This window comes from Acidovorax sp. 107, from assembly GCF_003058055.1.
GTDB lineage: Bacteria > Pseudomonadota > Gammaproteobacteria > Burkholderiales > Burkholderiaceae_C > Acidovorax.
On the sequence record NZ_QBTZ01000001.1, the window covers coordinates 2104734 to 2124646 of the forward strand.

The 19913-nt window shown below is 63.7% G+C and carries 18 protein-coding genes and 2 riboswitches; of the genes, 10 read left to right on the forward strand and 8 right to left on the reverse strand.

Annotated features, from left to right (window positions below; translation table 11 throughout):
• Nucleotides 1–37 precede the first annotated feature (37 nt).
• From C8C99_RS09905 to C8C99_RS09940, 8 genes are all read right to left on the reverse strand, one after another.
• Nucleotides 38–586, reverse strand: a complete 549-nt coding sequence (locus C8C99_RS09905) for a hypothetical protein (protein ID WP_056640584.1) — start codon at nucleotides 584–586, stop codon at nucleotides 38–40.
• A 31-nt stretch (nucleotides 587–617) separates the two neighbouring features.
• A complete protein-coding gene (locus C8C99_RS09910; RefSeq protein ID WP_056640583.1) occupies nucleotides 618–1583 on the reverse strand; it encodes a TRAP transporter substrate-binding protein in 966 nt (321 codons plus the stop codon).
• Between the two features lie 42 nt (nucleotides 1584–1625).
• The gene (locus C8C99_RS09915) at nucleotides 1626–2924 is read right to left on the reverse strand and encodes a TRAP transporter large permease (RefSeq protein ID WP_199226377.1); all 1299 of its coding nucleotides are present in this window, start codon (nucleotides 2922–2924) and stop codon (nucleotides 1626–1628) included.
• Between the two features lie 21 nt (nucleotides 2925–2945).
• Nucleotides 2946–3455 (reverse strand): TRAP transporter small permease, encoded by a 510-nt coding sequence (locus tag C8C99_RS09920; RefSeq protein ID WP_056640579.1) that lies wholly within the window; start codon nucleotides 3453–3455, stop codon nucleotides 2946–2948.
• 112 nt (nucleotides 3456–3567) lie between these two features.
• Nucleotides 3568–4533: a TRAP transporter substrate-binding protein gene (locus C8C99_RS09925; RefSeq protein WP_056640576.1), complete on the reverse strand. Its 966-nt coding sequence runs from the start codon at nucleotides 4531–4533 to the stop codon at nucleotides 3568–3570.
• Nucleotides 4534–4557: 24 nt separating this feature from the next.
• Nucleotides 4558–5352 carry a putative hydro-lyase gene (locus tag C8C99_RS09930; RefSeq protein WP_056640653.1) on the reverse strand — a complete coding sequence of 265 codons (795 nt, stop codon included), beginning with the start codon at nucleotides 5350–5352 and terminating at the stop codon, nucleotides 4558–4560.
• Between the two features lie 306 nt (nucleotides 5353–5658).
• Nucleotides 5659–6570: a LysR family transcriptional regulator gene (locus C8C99_RS09935; protein WP_056640567.1), complete on the reverse strand. Its 912-nt coding sequence runs from the start codon at nucleotides 6568–6570 to the stop codon at nucleotides 5659–5661.
• Nucleotides 6571–6823: 253 nt separating this feature from the next.
• Nucleotides 6824–7282, reverse strand: coding sequence for an Lrp/AsnC family transcriptional regulator (locus tag C8C99_RS09940; protein WP_056067700.1), 459 nt, complete (start codon nucleotides 7280–7282; stop codon nucleotides 6824–6826).
• Nucleotides 7283–7764: 482 nt separating this feature from the next.
• Between C8C99_RS09940 and C8C99_RS09945 the strand changes: the two genes are divergently transcribed.
• The 10 genes from C8C99_RS09945 to C8C99_RS09990 all read left to right on the forward strand — a co-directional run bounded on the left by C8C99_RS09945 (nucleotide 7765) and on the right by C8C99_RS09990 (nucleotide 19878).
• Nucleotides 7765–8736, forward strand: a complete 972-nt coding sequence (locus C8C99_RS09945) for a TRAP transporter substrate-binding protein (RefSeq protein ID WP_056067699.1) — start codon at nucleotides 7765–7767, stop codon at nucleotides 8734–8736.
• 125 nt (nucleotides 8737–8861) lie between these two features.
• A complete protein-coding gene (locus tag C8C99_RS09950) occupies nucleotides 8862–9356 on the forward strand; it encodes a TRAP transporter small permease (protein WP_056640566.1) in 495 nt (164 codons plus the stop codon).
• A complete protein-coding gene (locus C8C99_RS09955) occupies nucleotides 9353–10630 on the forward strand; it encodes a TRAP transporter large permease (RefSeq protein WP_056640565.1) in 1278 nt (425 codons plus the stop codon). Before C8C99_RS09950 ends, C8C99_RS09955 begins: the two co-directional genes overlap by 4 nt.
• A gap of 5 nt (nucleotides 10631–10635) precedes the next feature.
• A riboswitch (glycine riboswitch) is annotated at nucleotides 10636–10741 on the forward strand.
• A gap of 13 nt (nucleotides 10742–10754) precedes the next feature.
• Nucleotides 10755–10886, forward strand: a riboswitch (glycine riboswitch).
• 47 nt (nucleotides 10887–10933) lie between these two features.
• Entirely contained in the window at nucleotides 10934–12076 is a 1143-nt protein-coding gene (gene gcvT, locus C8C99_RS09960) for a glycine cleavage system aminomethyltransferase GcvT (protein WP_108625642.1), read from the forward strand.
• Between the two features lie 80 nt (nucleotides 12077–12156).
• Complete coding sequence (gcvH, locus tag C8C99_RS09965) at nucleotides 12157–12531, forward strand: glycine cleavage system protein GcvH (protein WP_108625643.1); 375 nt, start codon at nucleotides 12157–12159, stop codon at nucleotides 12529–12531.
• Between the two features lie 114 nt (nucleotides 12532–12645).
• Nucleotides 12646–15534: an aminomethyl-transferring glycine dehydrogenase gene (gcvP, locus tag C8C99_RS09970; protein ID WP_108625644.1), complete on the forward strand. Its 2889-nt coding sequence runs from the start codon at nucleotides 12646–12648 to the stop codon at nucleotides 15532–15534.
• Between the two features lie 208 nt (nucleotides 15535–15742).
• Entirely contained in the window at nucleotides 15743–16111 is a 369-nt protein-coding gene (locus C8C99_RS09975) for an FKBP-type peptidyl-prolyl cis-trans isomerase (RefSeq protein ID WP_233247345.1), read from the forward strand.
• A 4-nt stretch (nucleotides 16112–16115) separates the two neighbouring features.
• The gene (locus tag C8C99_RS09980) at nucleotides 16116–17159 is read left to right on the forward strand and encodes a MerR family transcriptional regulator (protein WP_108625646.1); all 1044 of its coding nucleotides are present in this window, start codon (nucleotides 16116–16118) and stop codon (nucleotides 17157–17159) included.
• A gap of 78 nt (nucleotides 17160–17237) precedes the next feature.
• Nucleotides 17238–18518 (forward strand): acyltransferase family protein, encoded by a 1281-nt coding sequence (locus C8C99_RS09985; RefSeq protein ID WP_108625647.1) that lies wholly within the window; start codon nucleotides 17238–17240, stop codon nucleotides 18516–18518.
• Entirely contained in the window at nucleotides 18508–19878 is a 1371-nt protein-coding gene (locus C8C99_RS09990; RefSeq protein ID WP_255411684.1) for an MFS transporter, read from the forward strand. Before C8C99_RS09985 ends, C8C99_RS09990 begins: the two co-directional genes overlap by 11 nt.
• Nucleotides 19879–19913: the final 35 nt, after the last annotated feature.

Sequence of the window (19913 nt, forward strand, 5' to 3'; positions counted from 1 at the left end):
CGAGATAAAAAAATGGAAAGAGGTGGTGGCTGTGTGGCTAGGCGATGGCAAGGTGGGCGGGGGCCAGCCTTTGCATGACCTGCCACACGGCAGGAATGGGGGGTGCGGTGGCCAGAGCCCGCTCCACAGGGCACCAGGGGCTTGCCAGCGAAGCGGCCCAGGCCATCACGGGCAAGATGTCGGCGGGCGGCAGGGTCTGCATGGTGTCGATCACGATGCGAAGCTCCTGCGCCAGGCGGTTGCCGGGGGCAAATCGCCAGTGGTATTGGCCGCCCGCCACACACACGGCGCGGTTTTCCTTGGCAGTCATGGCAGACAGCCACAGGCAGTGAAAGTCGGCGCAGGCCGGGGCTGGAGGCTCGGTCAGGCAGAAGGTGTAGGCGTTTTCGTAAGCGCGGCCAAAGTTGCGCACCAGGGTCTCGGCTATGGCCTCGCGGCCCAGGGTGCATGCTGGGGCCTGCCCGTCGCCCTGGCGCATTTCCATCTGCAGCAGCGCGCCACCGGCAAAGGCTTGCGCAATGAGGTGCGGACGATTGAGGTCCTTGGCGCGCAGGTACATCTCGATGGTGTCTGAGGGCGTGTGCATGGTGCTTCTCCTGAAAGGCGTGCAGGGAAGGTCAGCGCTGCGTGTAGTACGGGATGAAGATCTGGTTGGCCTCGCTGCCCACCGAGCGCACCCACTCGCGCGAGAACCGCTCGCCCAGGCGCTTGAGTTCGGCATCAAAATCTGCTGGCGCACGATCCACCTTGATGCCCTTGCGCTGCAGCTCGGCCACCGACTCTTCGGCCACCGCAGCGCTCATGGCCCAGCCGCGCGTCTCTGCCTCGGCGGCAGCCTTCGTCACCGCCTGGCGTGTGGGTGCAGGCAGTGCATCAAAAGCCTGCTGGTTCACAAAAACGATGTTCTTGGGAAACCAGGCGTTGATGCCGTAGTACTGCTTGATCTGGCCCCAGACCTGGTTCTCTACCCCCGTGAGGGCGGAAGTGATCATGGAATCGAGCTTGCCCGCCGACAGAGCCTGGTTGACTTCCACCATGGGCACGTCCACGGGCGTGGCGCCCAGCAGCTCGGCAATGCGCACGGTGCCAGGGTTGTAGGTGCGCATGCGCGTGCCCTTGAAGTCGGCGGACGAGCGCACGGGGTTGATCGAGAACAGCCCCTGCGGCGGCCAGGGCACTGCGTACAGCGCCTTGAGCCCCTTACTGGCCATGTGCGACTCGATCAGCGGCCGCTGCACGTCCCACATGCGCCGCGCGTCGGCATAGCTGCGCACCACAAAGGGCACAGCATCTGCCCCGGCGATGGGGATGTCCCGCACCAGGTTGGTCATGATGGTCTCTCCCGCCTGGGCCTTGCCCTCCTGCACGGCCTGGGGGATCTCGTTCAGCTTGAACAAGGCGTTGTTGGCATGGACCTCGATGTGCAGCGCGCCTGCCGAGGCACGCTCTACGTCTTGCGCAAACTGCACGAGATTGCGGGTATGAAACGACTCCGCGCGGTAGCCCGTGGCCAGCTTCCACTGGGTCTGGGCGTGCAGCACCGGGGCCACGGCGAACGCGGCCAACAACACCAAGGTCTTCATGGGGAACTCCTGTGCGGACGTTGCGGGCGTGGGTGCTGGGGGTCAGCCTTGCATCTGGCGGGGCAGCCAGAGCACGACATCTGGCACGAAGTACGTCATCACGACGGCCACAATCATCAGAGCGAACAGAGGCAGCGCCGTGCGTGCAATCCAGGTCACTTCGCGCCGGGTCATGCCCTGCAACACAAAGAGGTTGAAGCCCACGGGCGGCGTGATCTGCGCCATCTCGACCACCAGCACGATGAAGATGCCGAACCACACCAGGTCAAAGCCTGCAGCCTCCACCGTAGGCAGCAGCACTGCGATGGTCAGCACCACCATGGAGATGCCGTCCAGGAAGCAGCCCAGCACAATGAAGAACACGATGAGCAGCAGCATCAGCGCAAAGGGCGACAGGTGCAGCGCCCCGATGAACTCGGCCAGGTGCCGTGGCAGGCCGATGAAGCCCATGGCCAGCGTGAGGAACGCGGCACCCGCCAGGATGAGGCCGATCATGCAGTACACGCGGCAGGCAGCGACCAGCCCTTCCTTGAAACGCTCCCAGTTCAGCGAGCCCTCGATCTTGGCCAGGATCAACGACCCGGCCACACCCAGCGCCGCAGCTTCGGTAGCGGTGGCAATGCCGCTGTAGATGGCGCCCAGCACCACGACGATGAGCGACACGACGGGAATAAGGTGGCGGGAGGCATACAGCTTTTGCACAAAGCTGAGACGGGCGTCAGGCGCAGGCACCTTGTCCTTGTTGAACAAGGCCCACACCACGATGTAGCCCATGAACAGCGCAGCCAGCATCAGCCCCGGAATCACCCCTGCCAGGAACAGCTTGGAGATCGACACGTTCGCCGCCACGCCGTAGACGATCATGATGATCGATGGCGGAATCAGCAGTCCGAGCGTGCCCGCACCGGCCAATGTGCCCACGGAGATATCTTCGGGATAGCCGCGCTGCTTGAGTTCAGGCAGCGTGATCTTGCCGATGGTGGAGCAGGTGGCGGCCGATGAGCCCGAGATGGCTGCGAAGATGGTGCAGCCCACCACGTTGACGTGCAGCAGGCGGCCGGGCAAGCGCTCCAGCCAGGGCGCCAGGCCCTTGAACATGCTGCTCGACAGCTTGCTGCGGAACAGGATCTCGCCCATCCACAAAAACAGCGGCAAAGCCGTCAGCGTCCAGCTGGAGGTAGACCCCCAGATGGTCAGCATCATGCTGTCGCCCACCGGGCGGTTGGTAAAAAACTCCATGCCGACCAAAGCCACTGCCAGCAGTGACAGGCCGATCCACAGGCCCGATCCGAGCACTGCGAACAGCACCACGATCAGACCCAAAGCGATGATGACGTCCATGATGAAGTCTCCTGGAACGGGTTATTCGGAACGTGCTGCTTCGGACACCGCCATGAAGGCCGTCCCCTGGAAACGCAACACCAGCGCATGGGCAAACGCCAGCGCAAAACCAATGCAGCCCATGGCCATGCTGATCTGGGGAATCCACAGCGGCGACGCGTCGGCCGCGGGCGAGATGTCGTGGGTGATGTAGGAGATCCACACCGAACGCACGGCATAGCAGGCGATGTACACGGACAGCACCAGCGCGCTGACCAGGCAGAACCACTCGAAGGCACTGCGCCAGCGGGCGGGCAGCCTGTCCAGGATGAGCGTCACGCGGATGTGATCGCCGTTTTGCAGCGTGCTGGGCAGCGCAAAGAACAAGGCAGCGGCAATGGCGTAACCCGCGTAGGCGTCGAGTCCGTCGATGTTGAGGTGGATGACTTCGCGGGCAAAAACGCCCAGCGTGACTGCGCCGAACGCGGCCAGCATCGACAGGCCGGACAGCAGCATCAGCAGCCTGTAGAAATTTCGGACGAGCTTGTCCATGGCGTACTCCTGTAACGCTTGAAAAAGAGGGGGGAGCGGTAATGAAATTGCGGGGGTAGCGCGCGGTGCGCTACCCGGCCCCGTGGGGGCCTTCAGACATGTTCAGACGCGACTACTTCTTGCGGTAGGCGTCGATGATGGCCTGCCCCTCGGCACCGGCCGATTTCACCCAGTCGGCAGTCATGGATTCGCCGATGCTCGCCAGCTCCTTCTTGATGCTGTCGCTGGGCTCTGCCACCGTCATGCCTTTGGCCGACAGTTCCTTGATGAACTCCTTGTCCACACGCTCGCTGGTGGCCCAGCCGCGTTCTTCGGCGGCAGCTGCGGCTTTGAGCACGGCGTCCTGCAGGGGCTTGTCGAGGGCGTCAAAGGCCTTCTGGTTCACCACCGTGGCATTGCGCGGCAGCCACGCGCTGACGGGGTAGAAGTACTTGACCTGCTCATACAGCTTGGACTCCACGCCGCTGGCGCTCGACGTCAGAAAGTTCTGCACCGTGTTGGTCGCGAGGGCCTGGCCCAGCTCGGACAGCTGGATCGTCACGGGCTGCGCCTTGAGCAGCTGGGCAATGCGCGTGGTGGCAGGGTTGTAAGCGCGCATCTTGGTGCCCGCAAAGTCTGCGGGCGTGCTCACCGGCTTGAGCGAATACAGCGACTGACCAGGCCATGGCACCGAGAACAGCACCTTCACGCCCTGGGCGGCGAGCAGCTTCTCTTGCGCGGGCTTGGCGGCCAGGTACAGGCGTTTGGACTCTGCATAGGTGGTCGCCAGGAAGGGGATGGAGTCCACGCCAAACAGCGGGTTCTCGTTGGTGGCGCCCGACAGGATGAATTCGGCCGAAGGCACCTGCCCGGTCTGTACCGCGCGCTTGATTTCGTTGGCCTTGTACAGCGAACCACCGGGGTGCAGGGTGATCTTGAGTTTGCCGCCGGTGAGCTTGTCCACTTCATCGGCAAACTGCTGCACGTTCTGCGTCTGGAAACTGTTGGCGCCGTAGCCGGTGGGCAGGTCCCACTTGACCTGGGCCTGGGCCGCACACACGCTGAGGGCAGCCGTCATACACAGTGCAAATTTTTTCATGGGGAGACTCCTGGGGTAAGCCGCTTAGAAGCTGGCGAGTTGGTGGTTGAGAAGATCGGTGATCAGCATGCAACCCGGGGCATGGGTGATGCAGAAGGCCGGTTGGGCGTTGAGGATGGCCGATTGCGGCGTCACGCCGCAGGCCCAGAAAACAGGGATCTCACCGGGCATCAGCGCTACGGCATCGCCATAGTCGGGCTGGGACAGATCGGTGATGCCGATGAGAGCCGGGTCACCAATGTGCACCGGTGCGCCGTGCACGTTGGGAAACCGCGAGGTGACCTGCACCGCCCGAATCACATCTGCTGCAGGCATGGGACGCATGGTCACTACCATGGGGCCACCAAAGGGACCCGCCGACTCGGTTTGCACATTGGTGCGGAACATGGCTACGTTCTTGCCTTCCTCAACGTGGCGCAGGCGGATGCCTGCCTCGATCAATGCGGACTCGAACGAGAAGGAGCAACCGAGAACGAAGGTGACCAAGTCAGAGCGCCAGAGGCTGGCGATGTCCGCCACCTCTTCCGACATTTCACCGTGACGCCAGATGCGATAGAGCGGCACATCGCTGCGAATGTCGATGCCCTTGCCCAGGGAGGGCAAGGTGAACTGTCCGGGCTCGCTGACCGCCAGCACAGGGCAAGGCTTGGGGTTGCGTTGACAGAACCGCAGGAAGTCACTGGCAAGCACCTCGGGCAGGATGACGACGTTGCCCTGAACATGGCCATCTGCAAGGCCACTGGTGTGCGATGTCCACAGGCCCTTGCGGATAGTGTCACGGACATGGATCGGGTTGCTGGCACCTTCAGGACCAAACACCGCGAGCGAATTTTCTTGAACGAAGTCCACCGTTTTTCCTTGCATTGAGAAATGTCAATTGCATGACGTTGGGCAGATTGTGTTGGGGTGTTAACGACCCTGGCAAATTCAAAAAATTTCTATTACGTCATCGATTTTTTCCATGCACTCCATTGGGGAGAGGCGAACCATATTGGTGCCAAGGGAAAACCCTGAGAAAAAATTTACGGGTAAACCCTGACACCGCCGGACCATTGGAATGCCGGGAAAAAAAGGTGTGTGTCGAGCGCGCCCGGCAGAGTGCGCCGAGGCGTTTTTGACGGAGGCTCAGCCCTTGCGAGAGCGGCGGGCTGGCGCGGGCTGCTGCTGCTCGATGAAGTCCAGCGCCGAACGCACCACGGCCTCCATGGCGGGCGATGAGGGGTCTTCGCGGTAGCTCACGTGGATGGGCAGCGGCCGCAGCGCCGCGTCGCACGCCAGCGCACGCAGGTCGGGGAATGCCAGCAGACGCTGCACTGCCAGGCGCGGCAGCGTGGCCACGCCAAAGCCGCCTTGCACCAACTGCACCATGGCAGAAATCGACGAGATGGTGTGCACGCAACGCGGCTCCACCTGGGCCTGGCGCAGCGTGTCGAGCAGGGAGACATGCGGCTGCGAGCCACGCTGGAAAGTCAGGATGTCAGCGCCTGCAAAGTCTTCCAGCGCATAGCGGCGCTTGCGGTGCGTTTTGCTGTTGCCCACAAACACCATCTCCATGGGCGTCACCGCCTGGCTGCGGATGCCATCTGCCGCCGCTGGCAAGGCGGCAAATACGGCATCCAGCGTTCCGCGGCGGATCTGGTCGAGCAATACGGGGGTGGTCTCTACCGTCAACTCCAGCTCCAGCAAAGGGTTGTCCTTGCGCAACTGTTCCACCCACGGAATGAGCCATGAGTGCAAGACCGATTCGATGGCCCCCAGCCGGATCGACACCTCCAATGGGCCGCCCGATCCCATCTCGGATTTGAGCTGGCGCTGCAGCTCCAGCATGCGCTTGGCATACACCAGGAACCGGGCACCGGCCACCGTGAGTTTGAAATGCTTGTCGCGCCGGTCCAGCAATAGCACGCCCAGCTCTTCTTCGAGCGCGGAGATGCGGCTGGACATGGCGGACTGGGTCAGAAAAAGCTTCTCGGCAGCGCGTGTCACGCTCTTGAGAGAGGCTACCCAGTAGAAGGCTTCGACAAAACGCAGGTTCATGGTGTTCTTCGGAAGGGCTGGGTGTGCTTTTACTCAAACAGCTCTGCGCATTGCCCAGACGGGCGCACTGCGATGGTGCGCGGTGTGGGAATCCACCCGCCTTTTTCCGGCAGACACCGCGCTGTAAAAGCGATTGTGCCGTCGCATTTCAAGGTCACAACGCAGAACTGCTCGCAGTTGGGGCGCTGGCCAAAAGTGCGTTGCCAGTTATCTGCAAGAAATCTCCGGCGTCTTGCCACGCCACATGAACGGCCTACCCGGTGAACAAGGGCAGGTCTGCCTTCTTCAAGGTCCGCAGCACAAAGCTGGAGCGGCTGTGCCGTATGCCTTTGATCTTGTAGAGCTTCTCGCGCAGCAGGCGCTCGTAATCGCGGGTGTCCTTGACGACGATGCGCAGCAGGTAGTCGTAGTCACCGGAGACCAGGTGCGCCTCGATCACTTCGGGAATGCTGGCCAGTGTCTCGCCAAACTTTTCGAGCGTGTTGTCCGAATGGCTGTCGAGGGTGACCTGCACCAGTACCGTGTCGGCCAGGTCAAGGGACTGAGGATTGATGCGCACCGTGTAGCCCTGGATGACACCCGCCTCTTCCATCTTTTTGATGCGCCCCCAGCAGGGTGACGGGCTCAGGCCCACGGCCTGCCCTATTTCTTGCAGGCTGGCGCGAGCGTTTGCCTGCAAGACAGCGAGAATTTTTCTATCCAGTCGATCCATCGGCCTGATTATTCAGCAAATCATTCAGATGCAGAAAATTATTCTGCATTTCCAATAGAATGCGCCAAATTCAGCAAATTCATCTGCAGCACCCGGTGCATACTTCTTCCATCAAGGCGCTCTTACCGGAGCGCACAAATTGACAAGGCCCCGGCTGGTTACCGCCAGCACGGGGCCCTTGGCATTGCAACGTCTGCGGCACGGGTGCAGGGGACTCGCCGCAGCAGTCAACGCACCAATGGGCAGTCCGCCGTTCACTGCCGCTCCAGCAATCCGTCAGCGCTGCTGGCAAGCCCTCCTCCTTTGGTGTCACCTACGCAACTCCAAACCCCTTGCCGCCCCGTTGATAAGCACGCTTACCAGCACAAACCCCGATGCCTGCGGTCATGCTGCACCGCCATAATTTGACCGAGGTCGGGGACCGCTGTGCAAGGGGCTTGCGCGCAGCCAATCGCCCTGGCCCAACATCAACAGGAGACACCATGCAATTGACCAAACTCGTCGTTGGCCTGAGCCTCGCGCTCGGCTTTGTGGCCACCGCTGCAGCGCAGACCACCATGCGCATCAGCATCTCGACGGCCCAGAACTCCCACCAGGGCGTCGCCATCGACACGTTTGCCAAGGAAGTGGAAAAGCGCACCGGCGGCCGCTACAAGGTTCAGACCTTCTACAACGGCGCACTCGGTGGCGAGCGCGAATCAATCGAAGCTGTGCAACTGGGTACACAAGAACTGGCCTTCAGCTCCACCGGCCCGGTGCCCAACTTTGTGCCAGAGACCAAGATCCTGGATGTGCCCTTCCTGTTCCGCGACAAGGCACACGCCCGCGCCGTGCTCGACGGTCCCATCGGCCAGGACCTGCTGTCCAAATTTGACGCCAAGGGCTTCAAGGCGCTGGCCTGGGCTGAAAACGGCTTCCGCCACATGACCAACAGCAAGCGCGACGTGAAAGAGCCCGGTGACCTCAAGGGCCTGAAGATGCGCACGATGGAGAACCCCGTGCACATTGCCGCCTACAAAGGCTTTGGCATCATCACCACGCCCATGGCCTTCCCTGAAGTGTTCACGGCGCTGCAGCAAGGCACCGTGGACGGCCAGGAGAACCCTCTGTCGGTCATCATCTCGGCCAAGTTCGACCAGGTGCAAAAGCACCTGACACTCACCGGCCACGTGTATTCGCCCTGCATCTTCGTGATGAACAAGGCAGCGTTCGACAAGCTCTCGGCAGCCGACAAGCAGGCCTTCATTGACGCTGCCAAGGAAGGCACCAAGGCCAACCGTGCACGCGTGGACGAAGACGATGCCAAGGGCGTGGCCGACCTGCGCGCCAAGGGCATGACCGTGATCGACAACGTGGACAAGGCCAAGTTTGTGGCGGCACTGGCCCCTGTGAACGCCGAGTTTGAAAAGCAGTTCGGCAAGGCTGCCATCGACAAGATTCGCGACGTCAAGTAATTTGTCTCTTTGCTATTACCTTTGCAGCTGATAACGCCCGTAGCCATTGCGCTATCGGGCGTTTTTATTCTTGAACCATCGCTAGTTCTGATCACCTCCTACCTACCCATGGTTGGCACCGCCCCATGAAAAACGTTTTTCTTACTTTTGAGCGATGGACCACCTTCATCGCCATGCTGGGCGCTTGCGCCATGCTGACGATTGCCGCGGCCCTGGGCATGTTCCAGATCGTGACCCGCTTTGTGCTGGAGCAGCCCGCAGAATGGACTGAAGTGCTGATCCGCTTCAGCCTGATCTGGATGGTGTTCCTGGCCATCCCAGCTGCGTTTCGCCAAGGGGCGATGGTTAGCGTGGATGTGCTGTATCGCTGGAGTCCACCGCGCATCAAACGGGTGCTGGACTGGGTGGTGGCACTGGCGGCACTGGCCCTCATCGGCATCATCATCTGGTACGGCTGGGACTACGCGCAACGCGGGGGGGTACAGAGCATGGCCGGGCTGGAGTCTGTGTCCATGTTTTGGGCTTACCTGGCCATGCCGGTGGGTGGTCTTTTTTGTGTAGTCGGCATCATTGGCAACCTCATTGATCCCCTGCGTATGGAACTGGAGACTGCTCAATGAGTTTGGTCATGATTTCAACGATGGTGCTGTGCTTTGCGCTCACCGTCTCGGTGGCCGTGTCCATCGGTTTGGCTTCCATCCTGGGCATCCAGGCCTCCAACGCGAACATGCTCATTTCCGTCAAGGAGATGTTCGGGGCCATCAACAAATTTCCGCTGGCAGCCATCCCCTTCTTCATCCTCGCGGGCAACCTGATGGAGACTGGCGGCATCTCGCGCCGCCTCGTGGAGTTTGCCAAGAGCATCGTGGGCGGCGTGCAGGGTGGCCTGCCCATGACCTGCGTGCTGACCTGCATGATCTTTGCGGCCGTGTCGGGCTCGTCGGTCGCCACTACGTTTGCAATTGGCGCCATCCTGATTCCTGCGCTCATCAAGCATGGCTACCCCACCAGCTACGCCGCCGCGCTGCAGGCCACCAGTGCCGAGTTGGGCGTGATCATCCCGCCTTCCATCCCGATGATCCTGTACGGTGTGAGCGCTGAGGTGTCGATTGGCGAACTGTTCATCGCGGGCTTCGGCCCCGGACTGCTCATCAGCGCTGCCCTGATGCTGTTTGTCTGGGTGTACTGCAAGTACAAGGGCTGGGGCAAAAACGACGGCGATGGGCGCATGCCCTTTGGCAAGGCCACGCTGCAGGCGGGTTGGGCGCTGCTGATGCCGGTGATCATCCTGGGCGGCATCTATGGTGGTGTGTTCACCCCCACCGAGGCATCGGCCGTCGCCGTGTTCTACGCGTTGGTGGTGGGCATCGTCATCTACCGCGAGATCAAGCTCAAGGACCTGTTCGCCATCCTGCGCAAATCTGCCATCTCATCGGCGGTGATCATGTTCATCATCGCCAACGCCGGCTTGTTTGCATTCCTCATCACGCGCGCCGGCGTGCCCGATGCCATCGGCCGCTGGCTGGAGGCGGTACTGCAGTCCCCTGCCCTCTTCTTATTGGGCGTGAACGCGGCGCTGTTCGTGATCGGCATGTTCATCGAGACCAGTGCGGCCATCATTGTGCTGGCACCCATTCTGGCGCCTGTGGCCATGCATTTCGGTGTGGACCCCGTGCACTTCGGGCTGATCATGGTGGTGAACCTGGCGCTGGGCATGATCACGCCACCATTCGGGGTGAACCTGTTCGCGGCCTGCACGGTGGCCAGAATCTCGCTGGATCGGATCATCAAGCACTTGCTGCCGTTCGTCGGCGTGATTCTGGTGTGCCTGCTGATCATCACCTATGTGCCATCGATCTCGTTGGCACTTCGGGATCTGGTCTACGCAAAGTAGTTAGAATCGCCCAGTCAGGAGAGAGTGCTCCGTCTTGTCCCCAAGGCGCGCGGCACCGCCGAAGGCGCAGGCAGCAGCCGAACGCTCAGGCAAAAGGACTGGCAACCGCCCGCAGCGATGCGGGCGTTCCCTTGCTGGAGAGAGGTGACCCCACAGAAAAGAAACTGTGTGCAGGCCATCCACCGAAGGAGCAAACCGCACGGCCAGCCAGGGCGCTGCGGTGAATCTCTCAGGTAAAGCGGACAGCAGGGCAAATCCCGTGACCACACCGTGGTCGCGGCCCCCATTTGCCCGGAGTCCGCCATGTCAGCCACCGCCCCCCTGCTCACCACGCCCCTGAACGCCCTGCACATCGAGCTGGGCGCTCGCATGGTGCCTTTTGCAGGCTATTCCATGCCCGTGCAATACCCCGCTGGCCTGATGGCCGAGCATGTGCACACCCGCACTGCCGCCGGCCTGTTTGACGTGTCGCACATGGGCCAGCTCAAGCTGATCGGTGCCGATGCGGCGGCGGCGTTTGAAACCCTGATGCCCGTGGATGTGATCGACCTGCCCGTGGGCAAGCAGCGCTACGGCCTGCTTTTGACCGACGAAGGCACGGTCATTGATGACCTGATGTTCTTCAACCAGGGCGTGGTGGATGGCGAGCCCACCCTTTTTGTTATCGTCAACGGCTCCTGCAAAGTGGGCGACATTGCCCATATCCAGGCCCGCATCGGCCAACGCTGCAAGGTGGTGCCCATGCCCGACCACGCCCTGCTCGCGCTGCAGGGCCCACAGGCCGTCACCGCCCTCGCCCGCCTCGCGCCCGGCGTCGAAAAGCTGGTGTTCATGACCGGTGGCGCTCTCAGCATTGCTGGCTGCGACTGCTTTGTGACCCGCAGCGGCTACACCGGCGAAGACGGCTTTGAAATCTCCGTGCCCGCCGTGCAGGCCGACGCCCTGGCCCGCGCCCTGCTGGCCCAGCCTGAAGTCAAGCCCATCGGCCTGGGCGCCCGCAACTCGCTGCGCCTCGAAGCAGGTCTGTGCCTGTACGGCAACGACATCGACACCACCACCACGCCCCCCGAAGCCGCGCTCAACTGGGCTATTCAGAAAGTGCGCCGCACCGGCGGCACGCGTGCGGGTGGTTTCCCTGGCGCCGACAAGGTGCTCGCACAGATTGACAACCCTGCCAGCCTGCCCCGCAAGCGTGTGGGTCTGGTCGCGCTGGAACGTGTGCCGGTGCGCGAGCACACCGAACTGCAGAGCACGGACGGCCAAAAGATCGGCGAAGTCACCAGTGGCCTGCTGGGCCCCACGGTGAACGAACCTGTGGCCATGGGCTACGTCACGCCCGACTTTGCAGCCATCGGCACCCGTGTCAACGCCATCGTGCGCGGCAAGCCGGTGCCCATGGAAGTGCGCGCCATGCCCTTTGTGCCCGCCAATTACTACCGCGGCTGATTTCATCAGCGAAGCGCAGAAGCTGCGCCCGCTTACATTGCAGATTCCTTTACTTTTTTCCTTTGCTTGAGGAGCTTCCCATGACGATCAAATTCTCCAAAGACCACGAGTGGATCAACGCCGCTGATGCCAACGCCTCGGTGGTGGGCATCACCGTCCACGCGCAGGACGCGCTGGGTGATGTGGTGTTTGTGGACCTGCCCGAAGTGGGCAAGAGCTTTGCCCAGGGCGAAGTGGCTGGCGTGGTCGAGTCCGTGAAGGCCGCCGCCGATGTGTATATGCCCGTCTCTGGCGAAGTGGTGGAAGTGAACGAAGCCCTGCGTGCCGACCCGTCGCTGGCCAACAGCGATCCGCTGGGCGCTGGCTGGTTTTTCAAGGTCAAGCTGGCCGACGCGAGCCAGCTCGACGCCCTGCTGGACGAAGCCACGTACACCGAGTTCGCCAAGAACGCCTGATCCTTGCCGACTTACAGGGCATGGCGCCGGGCCATGCCCGGCCCGCCGCCCCGCCGGGTGCGAGCCACCTCCCCGGCACTGCCCCCAACCCGCTGCGACCTACGAGACTGCCCCATGCTGATGCAATCCGCCACCCCCCTTGGCGCGCTTGAAAACGCCACCGAATTCCTGCCCCGCCACATCGGCATCGACGCAGCCGACGAAGCGCACATGCTGTCGGTGATCGGCGAAGCCTCGCGCCGTGCGCTCATCGAATCCATCGTGCCGCGCTCCATCGCACGCAGCCGGGGCATGGACCTGCCAGCGCCGCTCACCGAAGCGGCAGCACTGGCAGAACTCAAGGCCATCGCGGGCAAGAACCAGTTGCTCAAGAGCTTCATCGGCCAGGGCTACTACGGCACGCACACACCGGGCGTCATCCTGCGCAACATCCTGGAGAACCCCGCCTGGTACACCGCCTACACGCCCTACCAGGCTGAGATTTCGCAAGGCCGCATGGAGGCCCTGGTCAACTTCCAGACCATGGTGTGCGACCTCACCGGCATGCCGATCGCCAACGCCTCCATGCTGGACGAGGCCACCGCCGCCGCCGAAGCGATGACACTGGCCAAGCGCTCGGTTAAGAGCAAGAGCAACGTGTTTGTGGTGGCGGGCGATGCCCACCCGCAGACCATTGAGGTCATCCAGACCCGCGCCAAGCCCCTGGGCCTGGAAGTGCGCCTGGCCAATTCGGCCGAAGAATGGAACACCCTGCTGGACGGCGACTACTTTGCCGTGCTGGCCCAGTACCCCGCCACCAGCGGCCGCATTGACGACCTGCGCGCCGACGTGGAAAAGGCCCACGCCAAGCAAGCCGCCTTCATCGTGGCTGCCGACCTGCTGGCGCTCACCCTCATCACGCCGCCCGGCGAACAAGGTGCCGACATCGTGGTGGGCACCACCCAGCGCTTTGGCATGCCCATGGGCGCAGGTGGCCCCCACGCTGCCTACATGGCCTGCCGCGATGAATTCAAGCGCTCCATGCCTGGCCGCCTGGTGGGCGTGAGCGTGGACGTGCATGGCAAGCCCGCCTACCGCCTGGCCCTGCAAACGCGCGAACAGCACATCCGCCGCGAAAAAGCCACATCCAACATCTGCACGGCCCAGGTATTGCCCGCCGTGATCGCCAGCATGTACGCCGTCTACCACGGCCCCGAAGGCCTTAAGCGCATTGCACAACGCGTGGCCGCCTACACCGCCATCCTGGCCCAGGGCCTGAAGCAGTTGGGTGCCCCGGTGCGCGAACAGGCGACCTTCGACACGCTCAGCCTGCACACCGGCGCCGCTACCAAATCCATAGCTGCTCGCGCAGTACAGATGGGCGCCAACCTGAGAATTTACTTTGAAGAGTACCTGTGCATCTCGCTGGACGAGACCACCACACGCGCCGACATCGAGCTGCTGTGGAAAATCTTCGCCAAGGACGGCCAGGCGCTCCCCACCTTCGACGCGTTTGAAAAGGGCGTGGAGCCGCTGATCCCCACCGAACTGCGCCGCGCGAGCAGCTACCTCACGCACCCGGTGTTCAACACCCACCATTCCGAAACGGGCATGCTGCGCTACATCCGCCAGCTGTCCGACAAGGACCTGGCGCTGGACCGCAGCATGATCCCGCTGGGCTCTTGCACCATGAAGCTCAATGCCACCAGCGAGATGATCCCCATCACCTGGCCTGAGTTTGCCAACGTGCACCCGTTCGCCCCCGCTGACCAGCTGGTGGGCTACAAGGAGCTGGACGAGCAGCTGCGCGCCTGGCTGTGCCAGGCCACAGGTTACGCGGGCATCAGCCTGCAGCCCAACGCAGGCTCGCAGGGCGAATACGCCGGCCTGCTGGCCATCAAGGGCTACCACGAGTCGCGTGGCGAAGGCCACCGCAACATCTGCCTGATCCCCAGCAGCGCGCACGGCACCAACCCCGCCAGCGCCCAGATGGTGGGCATGCAGGTGGTGGTGACGGCCTGTGATGCCAACGGCAACGTGGACCTGGTGGACCTGAAAGCCAAGTGCGAGCAGCACAGCGCCAACCTGGCCGCCGTGATGATCACCTACCCCAGCACGCACGGCGTGTTTGAAACCAGCGTGAAGGAACTGTGCGCCCTGGTGCACAGCCACGGCGGCCGCGTGTATGTGGATGGCGCCAACATGAACGCCCTGGTCGGTGTGGCTGCCCCCGGCGAGTTTGGCGGTGACGTGAGCCACCTGAACCTGCACAAGACCTTCTGCATCCCCCACGGCGGTGGCGGCCCTGGCGTCGGCCCCGTCTGCGTGGTGCAAGACCTGGTGCCCTTCCTGCCCGGCCATGCCACAGCGGGCGTGGCAGGCGGCGTGGGTGCCGTCAGCGCTGCCCCGCTGGGCAACGCCGCCGTGCTGCCCATCAGCTGGATGTACATCCGCATGATGGGCGCCGAAGGCCTGCAAGCTGCCACCGAGACCGCCATCCTGAGCGCCAACTACATCAGCGCACGCCTCAAGGACCACTACCCCACGCTGTACGCGAGCGAGAACGGCCATGTGGCGCACGAGTGCATCCTGGACCTGCGCAGCCTCAAGGACACCAGTGGCGTGATGGCCGAAGACGTGGCCAAGCGCCTCATCGACTACGGCTTCCACGCCCCCACGCTGAGCTTCCCGGTGCCCAACACGCTGATGGTGGAGCCCACCGAGAGCGAAACGCTGTTTGAGATTGACCGCTTCATCGACGCGATGATCGCCATCCGCGAGGAGATCCGCCAGATCGAAGCGGGCAAGCTGCCGCAGGACAACAACCCGCTCAAGAACGCCCCGCACACCGCAGAAAGCCTGCTGAGCGGCGAGTGGAACCGCCCCTACACCCGCGAAGCGGCCGCCTACCCCGTGGCCGCACTGCGCAGCAACAAATACTGGTCGCCCGTGGGCCGCGTGGACAACGTGTGGGGCGACCGCAACCTGAGCTGCAGCTGCATCCCGGTGAGCGACTACGCCTGACCCAGCCGTGAAGACACCGGCGGCCCACCCGCTGCCGTGGTTCATGACCTCCCAAGCCCTGGCGCTCGCGTGCCCAGGGCTTTTTTCGTGGTGCCGCTCCCACAGGCCGCGGCACGAACGCGCATAAGATCGCGGGCTGCGTTGTGATCCACTCTTTCAGGAGCCCCCTTTGCGAAACCTCTTGTGCTTCTTGCTCGCCACCGTTGTGATGGCCCCCGCCGCCATGGCCCAGACCTCCAAGCCCCTCACCACGGCCAGTGGCCTGGTCTACGAATCGCTCAAAGACGGCACGGGCGAATCGCCCAAGGCCACCGACACGGTCAAGGTCCACTACAAGGGCACGTTCCTCGACGGCAAGGAGTTCGACAGCTCCTACAAGCGGGGCGAGCCCACCTCGTTCCCGCTCAACCGCGTGATCCCCTGCTGGACCGAAGGCGTGCAGCGCATGAAGCCGGGCGGCAAGGCCAAGCTGACCTGCCCACCCGCCATCGCCTATGGTGCAGCCGGTGCGGGTGGCGTGATCCCTCCCAACGCCACGTTGAACTTCGAGATCGAACTCATCGCTGTCGGCCGCTGATCCCATGCTGCTGAAGGTCGGCGACCTCGCGCGGCGCACCGGCCTCACGGTGCGCACGCTGCACCACTATGACGAGGTCGGGCTGCTCAAGCCCTCGGGCCGGTCAGACGCGGGGTACCGCCTGTACAGCCAGGCCGACGTACAGCGGCTGCACGGCATCCAGACCATGCGCCAGATGGGCCTGGCGCTCAGCGATATTGCCGAGCTGCTGGCGGGCGATGGGGTAGCGCCCGAGCGCATCATTGGCCAGCAGATCCGCGCGCTGGACCAGCAGATCACCCAGGCCACAGAACTGCGCGGGCGCCTGACCATGCTGCGCGACGGTCTCATGGCGGGTGCCGAACCCGACATGGGCAACTGGCTCGAAGCGCTGGCGCTGATGACCACCTATGGCAAATACTTCAGCACCACCGAACTCAAGCAGATCTTCACCAACTGGAGCCTGATCGAGGCCGACTGGCTCGTTGTCAAAGACCTGGTGCGCAGCGCCATGGACCGCGAGCTGCCACCCGATGCACCCGAGGTGCAGGCATTGGCTTACCGCTGGATGGCACTGATGCTGCACTGGATGGGGGGCGACCTCGATCTGCTGGACCGCTGGGGCCACATGTTCCGCACCGAGCCCAGTGCCCAGGGACGCAACCACGCGCCGCCCGGCGACATGATCGAATACGTCGAAACGGCCATCAAGCTGCGCCTGGCGCTGCTGGAGAAGTACCTGACCCGCGACGATCTGCGCATGCTGGGCCATGTGCCTCACACCGCGTGGGCGGCACTGGAACGCGACGTACAGCAATTGCTGGACCGCCAAGTACCCTGGGACCATGCAGATGCAGCGGGTGCAGCCGTGCGCTGGAACACGCTGCTCGACCAGCTGACCCACAGCGATGCGCCATTGCGCCAGAAGCTGCTCACGGCGTCGGCCAACGAGCCACTGTTGCAGGCGGGATCGCCGTTGAGCGCCCCCGTGCGCGCCTATCTGCAGGCGGCGCTGGCACATGCGATGCCAGCACCTGCCGTGACTGCTGCGGTCCCTGCGCGCCGCTGAGGCGATCACACCATCTCCCAAAAAAACACTGAAAAGTGCTTGACCCTCACGCAACGTGAGGCCCCACAGTCGATCCCCATGAACGGATCGACACCCTCCTCCAGCCCCTCAGCCCCCACCCGGCGGCTGCACGCGCTGGACAACTTGCGCGCCACCATGATGTGGCTGGGCATCGTGCTGCATGTCTCGGTCATCTACATGAGCCGGCCTTCGCCCCTGCCCTGGCACGACGACCAGTCCAGCCCTCTGGCAGACCTGCTGGTGGCGCTGATCCATGCCTTCCGCATGCCCTTGTTTTTCATCCTCGCCGGGTTCTTCGTGGCAGCGTTGGTCCAACGGCACGGCCTGGCTGGCATGGTGCGCAACCGGCTGCGCCGCCTGGGCCTGCCCTTTGCGCTGTTCTGGCCGCCGCTGTTCGTGGCCTGCGCGTTGCTCGGGCTGATGTTCCTGCACCGCATGGCCTATGGCACCTGGGGCGTGGACCGTAGCCTGCTACCCCGGGGCCCCAATGTGCCCCAAGGCCCGGCCACCATGCACCTCTGGTTCTTGTGGATGCTGTTGTGGCTGGCGCTGCTGACGCCCTTGGCATGGATGGCAGTGCGCGCCTTGCCCGCAGGGATGCAGCAGGCCTTACAGCGCGGAGCCCTCTGGCTGGGAGGCACTCCAACCGGTCTGCTGGTGCTCACGCTGCCGCTGGCCTGGATTGGCGCGGGCTACGACCACGGCATCGTCACGCCCAGCGGGTCCTTCCTGCCGCCGCTGGCGGAATGGATCCACAACGGGCTGTTCTACGGCTTTGGCCTGTGCCTGTATGTGCACCGCAAGACGCTGATGGCGCGCTACGAGCGGCACTGGCCTACGCTGGCGGGCCTGGGGCTGGTGGGGTTTCTGCTCACCGCGCTGCTGTCAGAAGTGCTGGCCCAGCCCGAGGCGTCGGCCTTTGCACTGGTAATGGTTACCGGGGCGTTCACCGACCTGCTGGCCGCGCCGGTATCCGCCATGCGCCACCTGCAGTTCTGGATGGCGCTGGCCTACAACAGCGCGTCGTGGCTGTGGAGCTTTGCGCTGATCGGGCTGTTTCTGCGCCATGTCGGCCAGCCCCGCGCCTGGCTGGCCTATCTGGCCGACAGTTCGTACTGGGTGTACCTCGTGCACCTGCCACTCACGATCGGCCTGGGTGCGCTGCTGTACGGTCTGCCCGTTCCGGCCCTGGCCAAGATGCTGATCAACGTGCTGGCCACCACGGCCCTGTGCCTGGCCAGCTACCACCTGTTTGTGCGTTTTACCGCTGTGGGCCGCTTGCTCACGGGGCGAACGCACACCCGTCATTCTTTGGGAGACCTCGTTCATGCGACCTGATACCTCACCCCGTCCTGCCCACCCACCCGGCGCAGGCCCCGCAACCCCGCCCGCAGACCCGCGCGCCGCGTTGCTGCAGGACCCCAACTTCCGCTGGATGATTGGCGGCTCGGCCCTGTCCATGCTAGGCGACCAGTTCACGCTGATCGCGCTGCCCTGGCTGGTGCTGCAGATGACGGGCGACACGCTGGTGCTGGGCACCGTACTCGCTCTCATCAGCGTACCGCGTGCGCTGTTCATCCTGATTGGCGGCGCGCTGGTGGACCGCCATTCGCCCAAGCAGGTGCTGATGATCACCAAATACGTCAACCTGGTGCTGCTGGCCGCGCTAGCGGGGCTGGTGTTTGCGGGCACGCTGTCGCTGTGGATGGTGTACGCGCTGTCGCTGGGCATTGGGCTGGCCACGGCTTTCAGCATTCCGGCCGGCACGGCCATGATGCCGTCGGTGGTGGCGCGCCCTCAGCTGCAGGCCGCCAACGGCATCAGCCTGGGCCTGCGGCAGCTGACGATGTTCCTGGGGCCCTTGCTGGCGGGCCTGCTGATTGCCCTGTTTGGTGCCGGTGGTGCGGGCCACACCGCAGCGGATGCGCCCGCACATGCCAACGCCACCGGTATCGGCATGGCCTTTGCGCTGGATGCGCTGAGCTTCGCCGTGTCGGCCTGGACGCTGTCCAAGGTCCAGCCTCTGGCAGGCCTTGCGGGCCTTTCCGCCCCCACAGCCGCGCCGCAGGCAGTGCTCGCCTCGGTGGCACAAGGCCTGGGTCACTTCTGGCGCGACAGCGAGTTGCGCACCTGCTTTTTGTACTGGAGCGCGATTGCCCTGTTCATCATGGGCCCCATCCACATCGCCATTCCGGTGCTGGCCAGCAGCAGCCCGCAGCTGGGTGCCGCTGCCTTCGGCATCATCGTGGGCGCCCATGGTGCGGGCACGTTGCTGGGTATGGTGGTATCGGGCATGGTGCCCCGGCTGCGGTTTGGCAGCCTGGGCATGACCATCCTGGCGTTCGACGCCATCATTGGCGCGCTGTTCATGCCGCTGGGCCTGATCACCGCTGTGTGGCAGGGCGCGGTGCTGATGCTGGTTATCGGTCTGCTCGGCGGATTCATGCAGGTGAGCGTGTTCACCTGGATCCAGCACCGGGTCCCGCCCGCCCTGCTGGGCCGCGCGATGAGCCTGTTCATGTTCATCTTCATGGGCCTGGCGCCCATCTCGGCCGCCGTCACCGGCTGGGTGATGAAGAGCATCACGCTCACGCAGCTGTTTGCGGCCAGCGGCGGAACGCTGGTGGTGCTGGCGGCACTCGCCTTCGTGCTCACCCCCATGCGCCGCGTGACGGATGCAGCGCCCGCCACACGCTGAGGCTCCCCACGCAAAAAAGGCTGGAGCACGGGTCC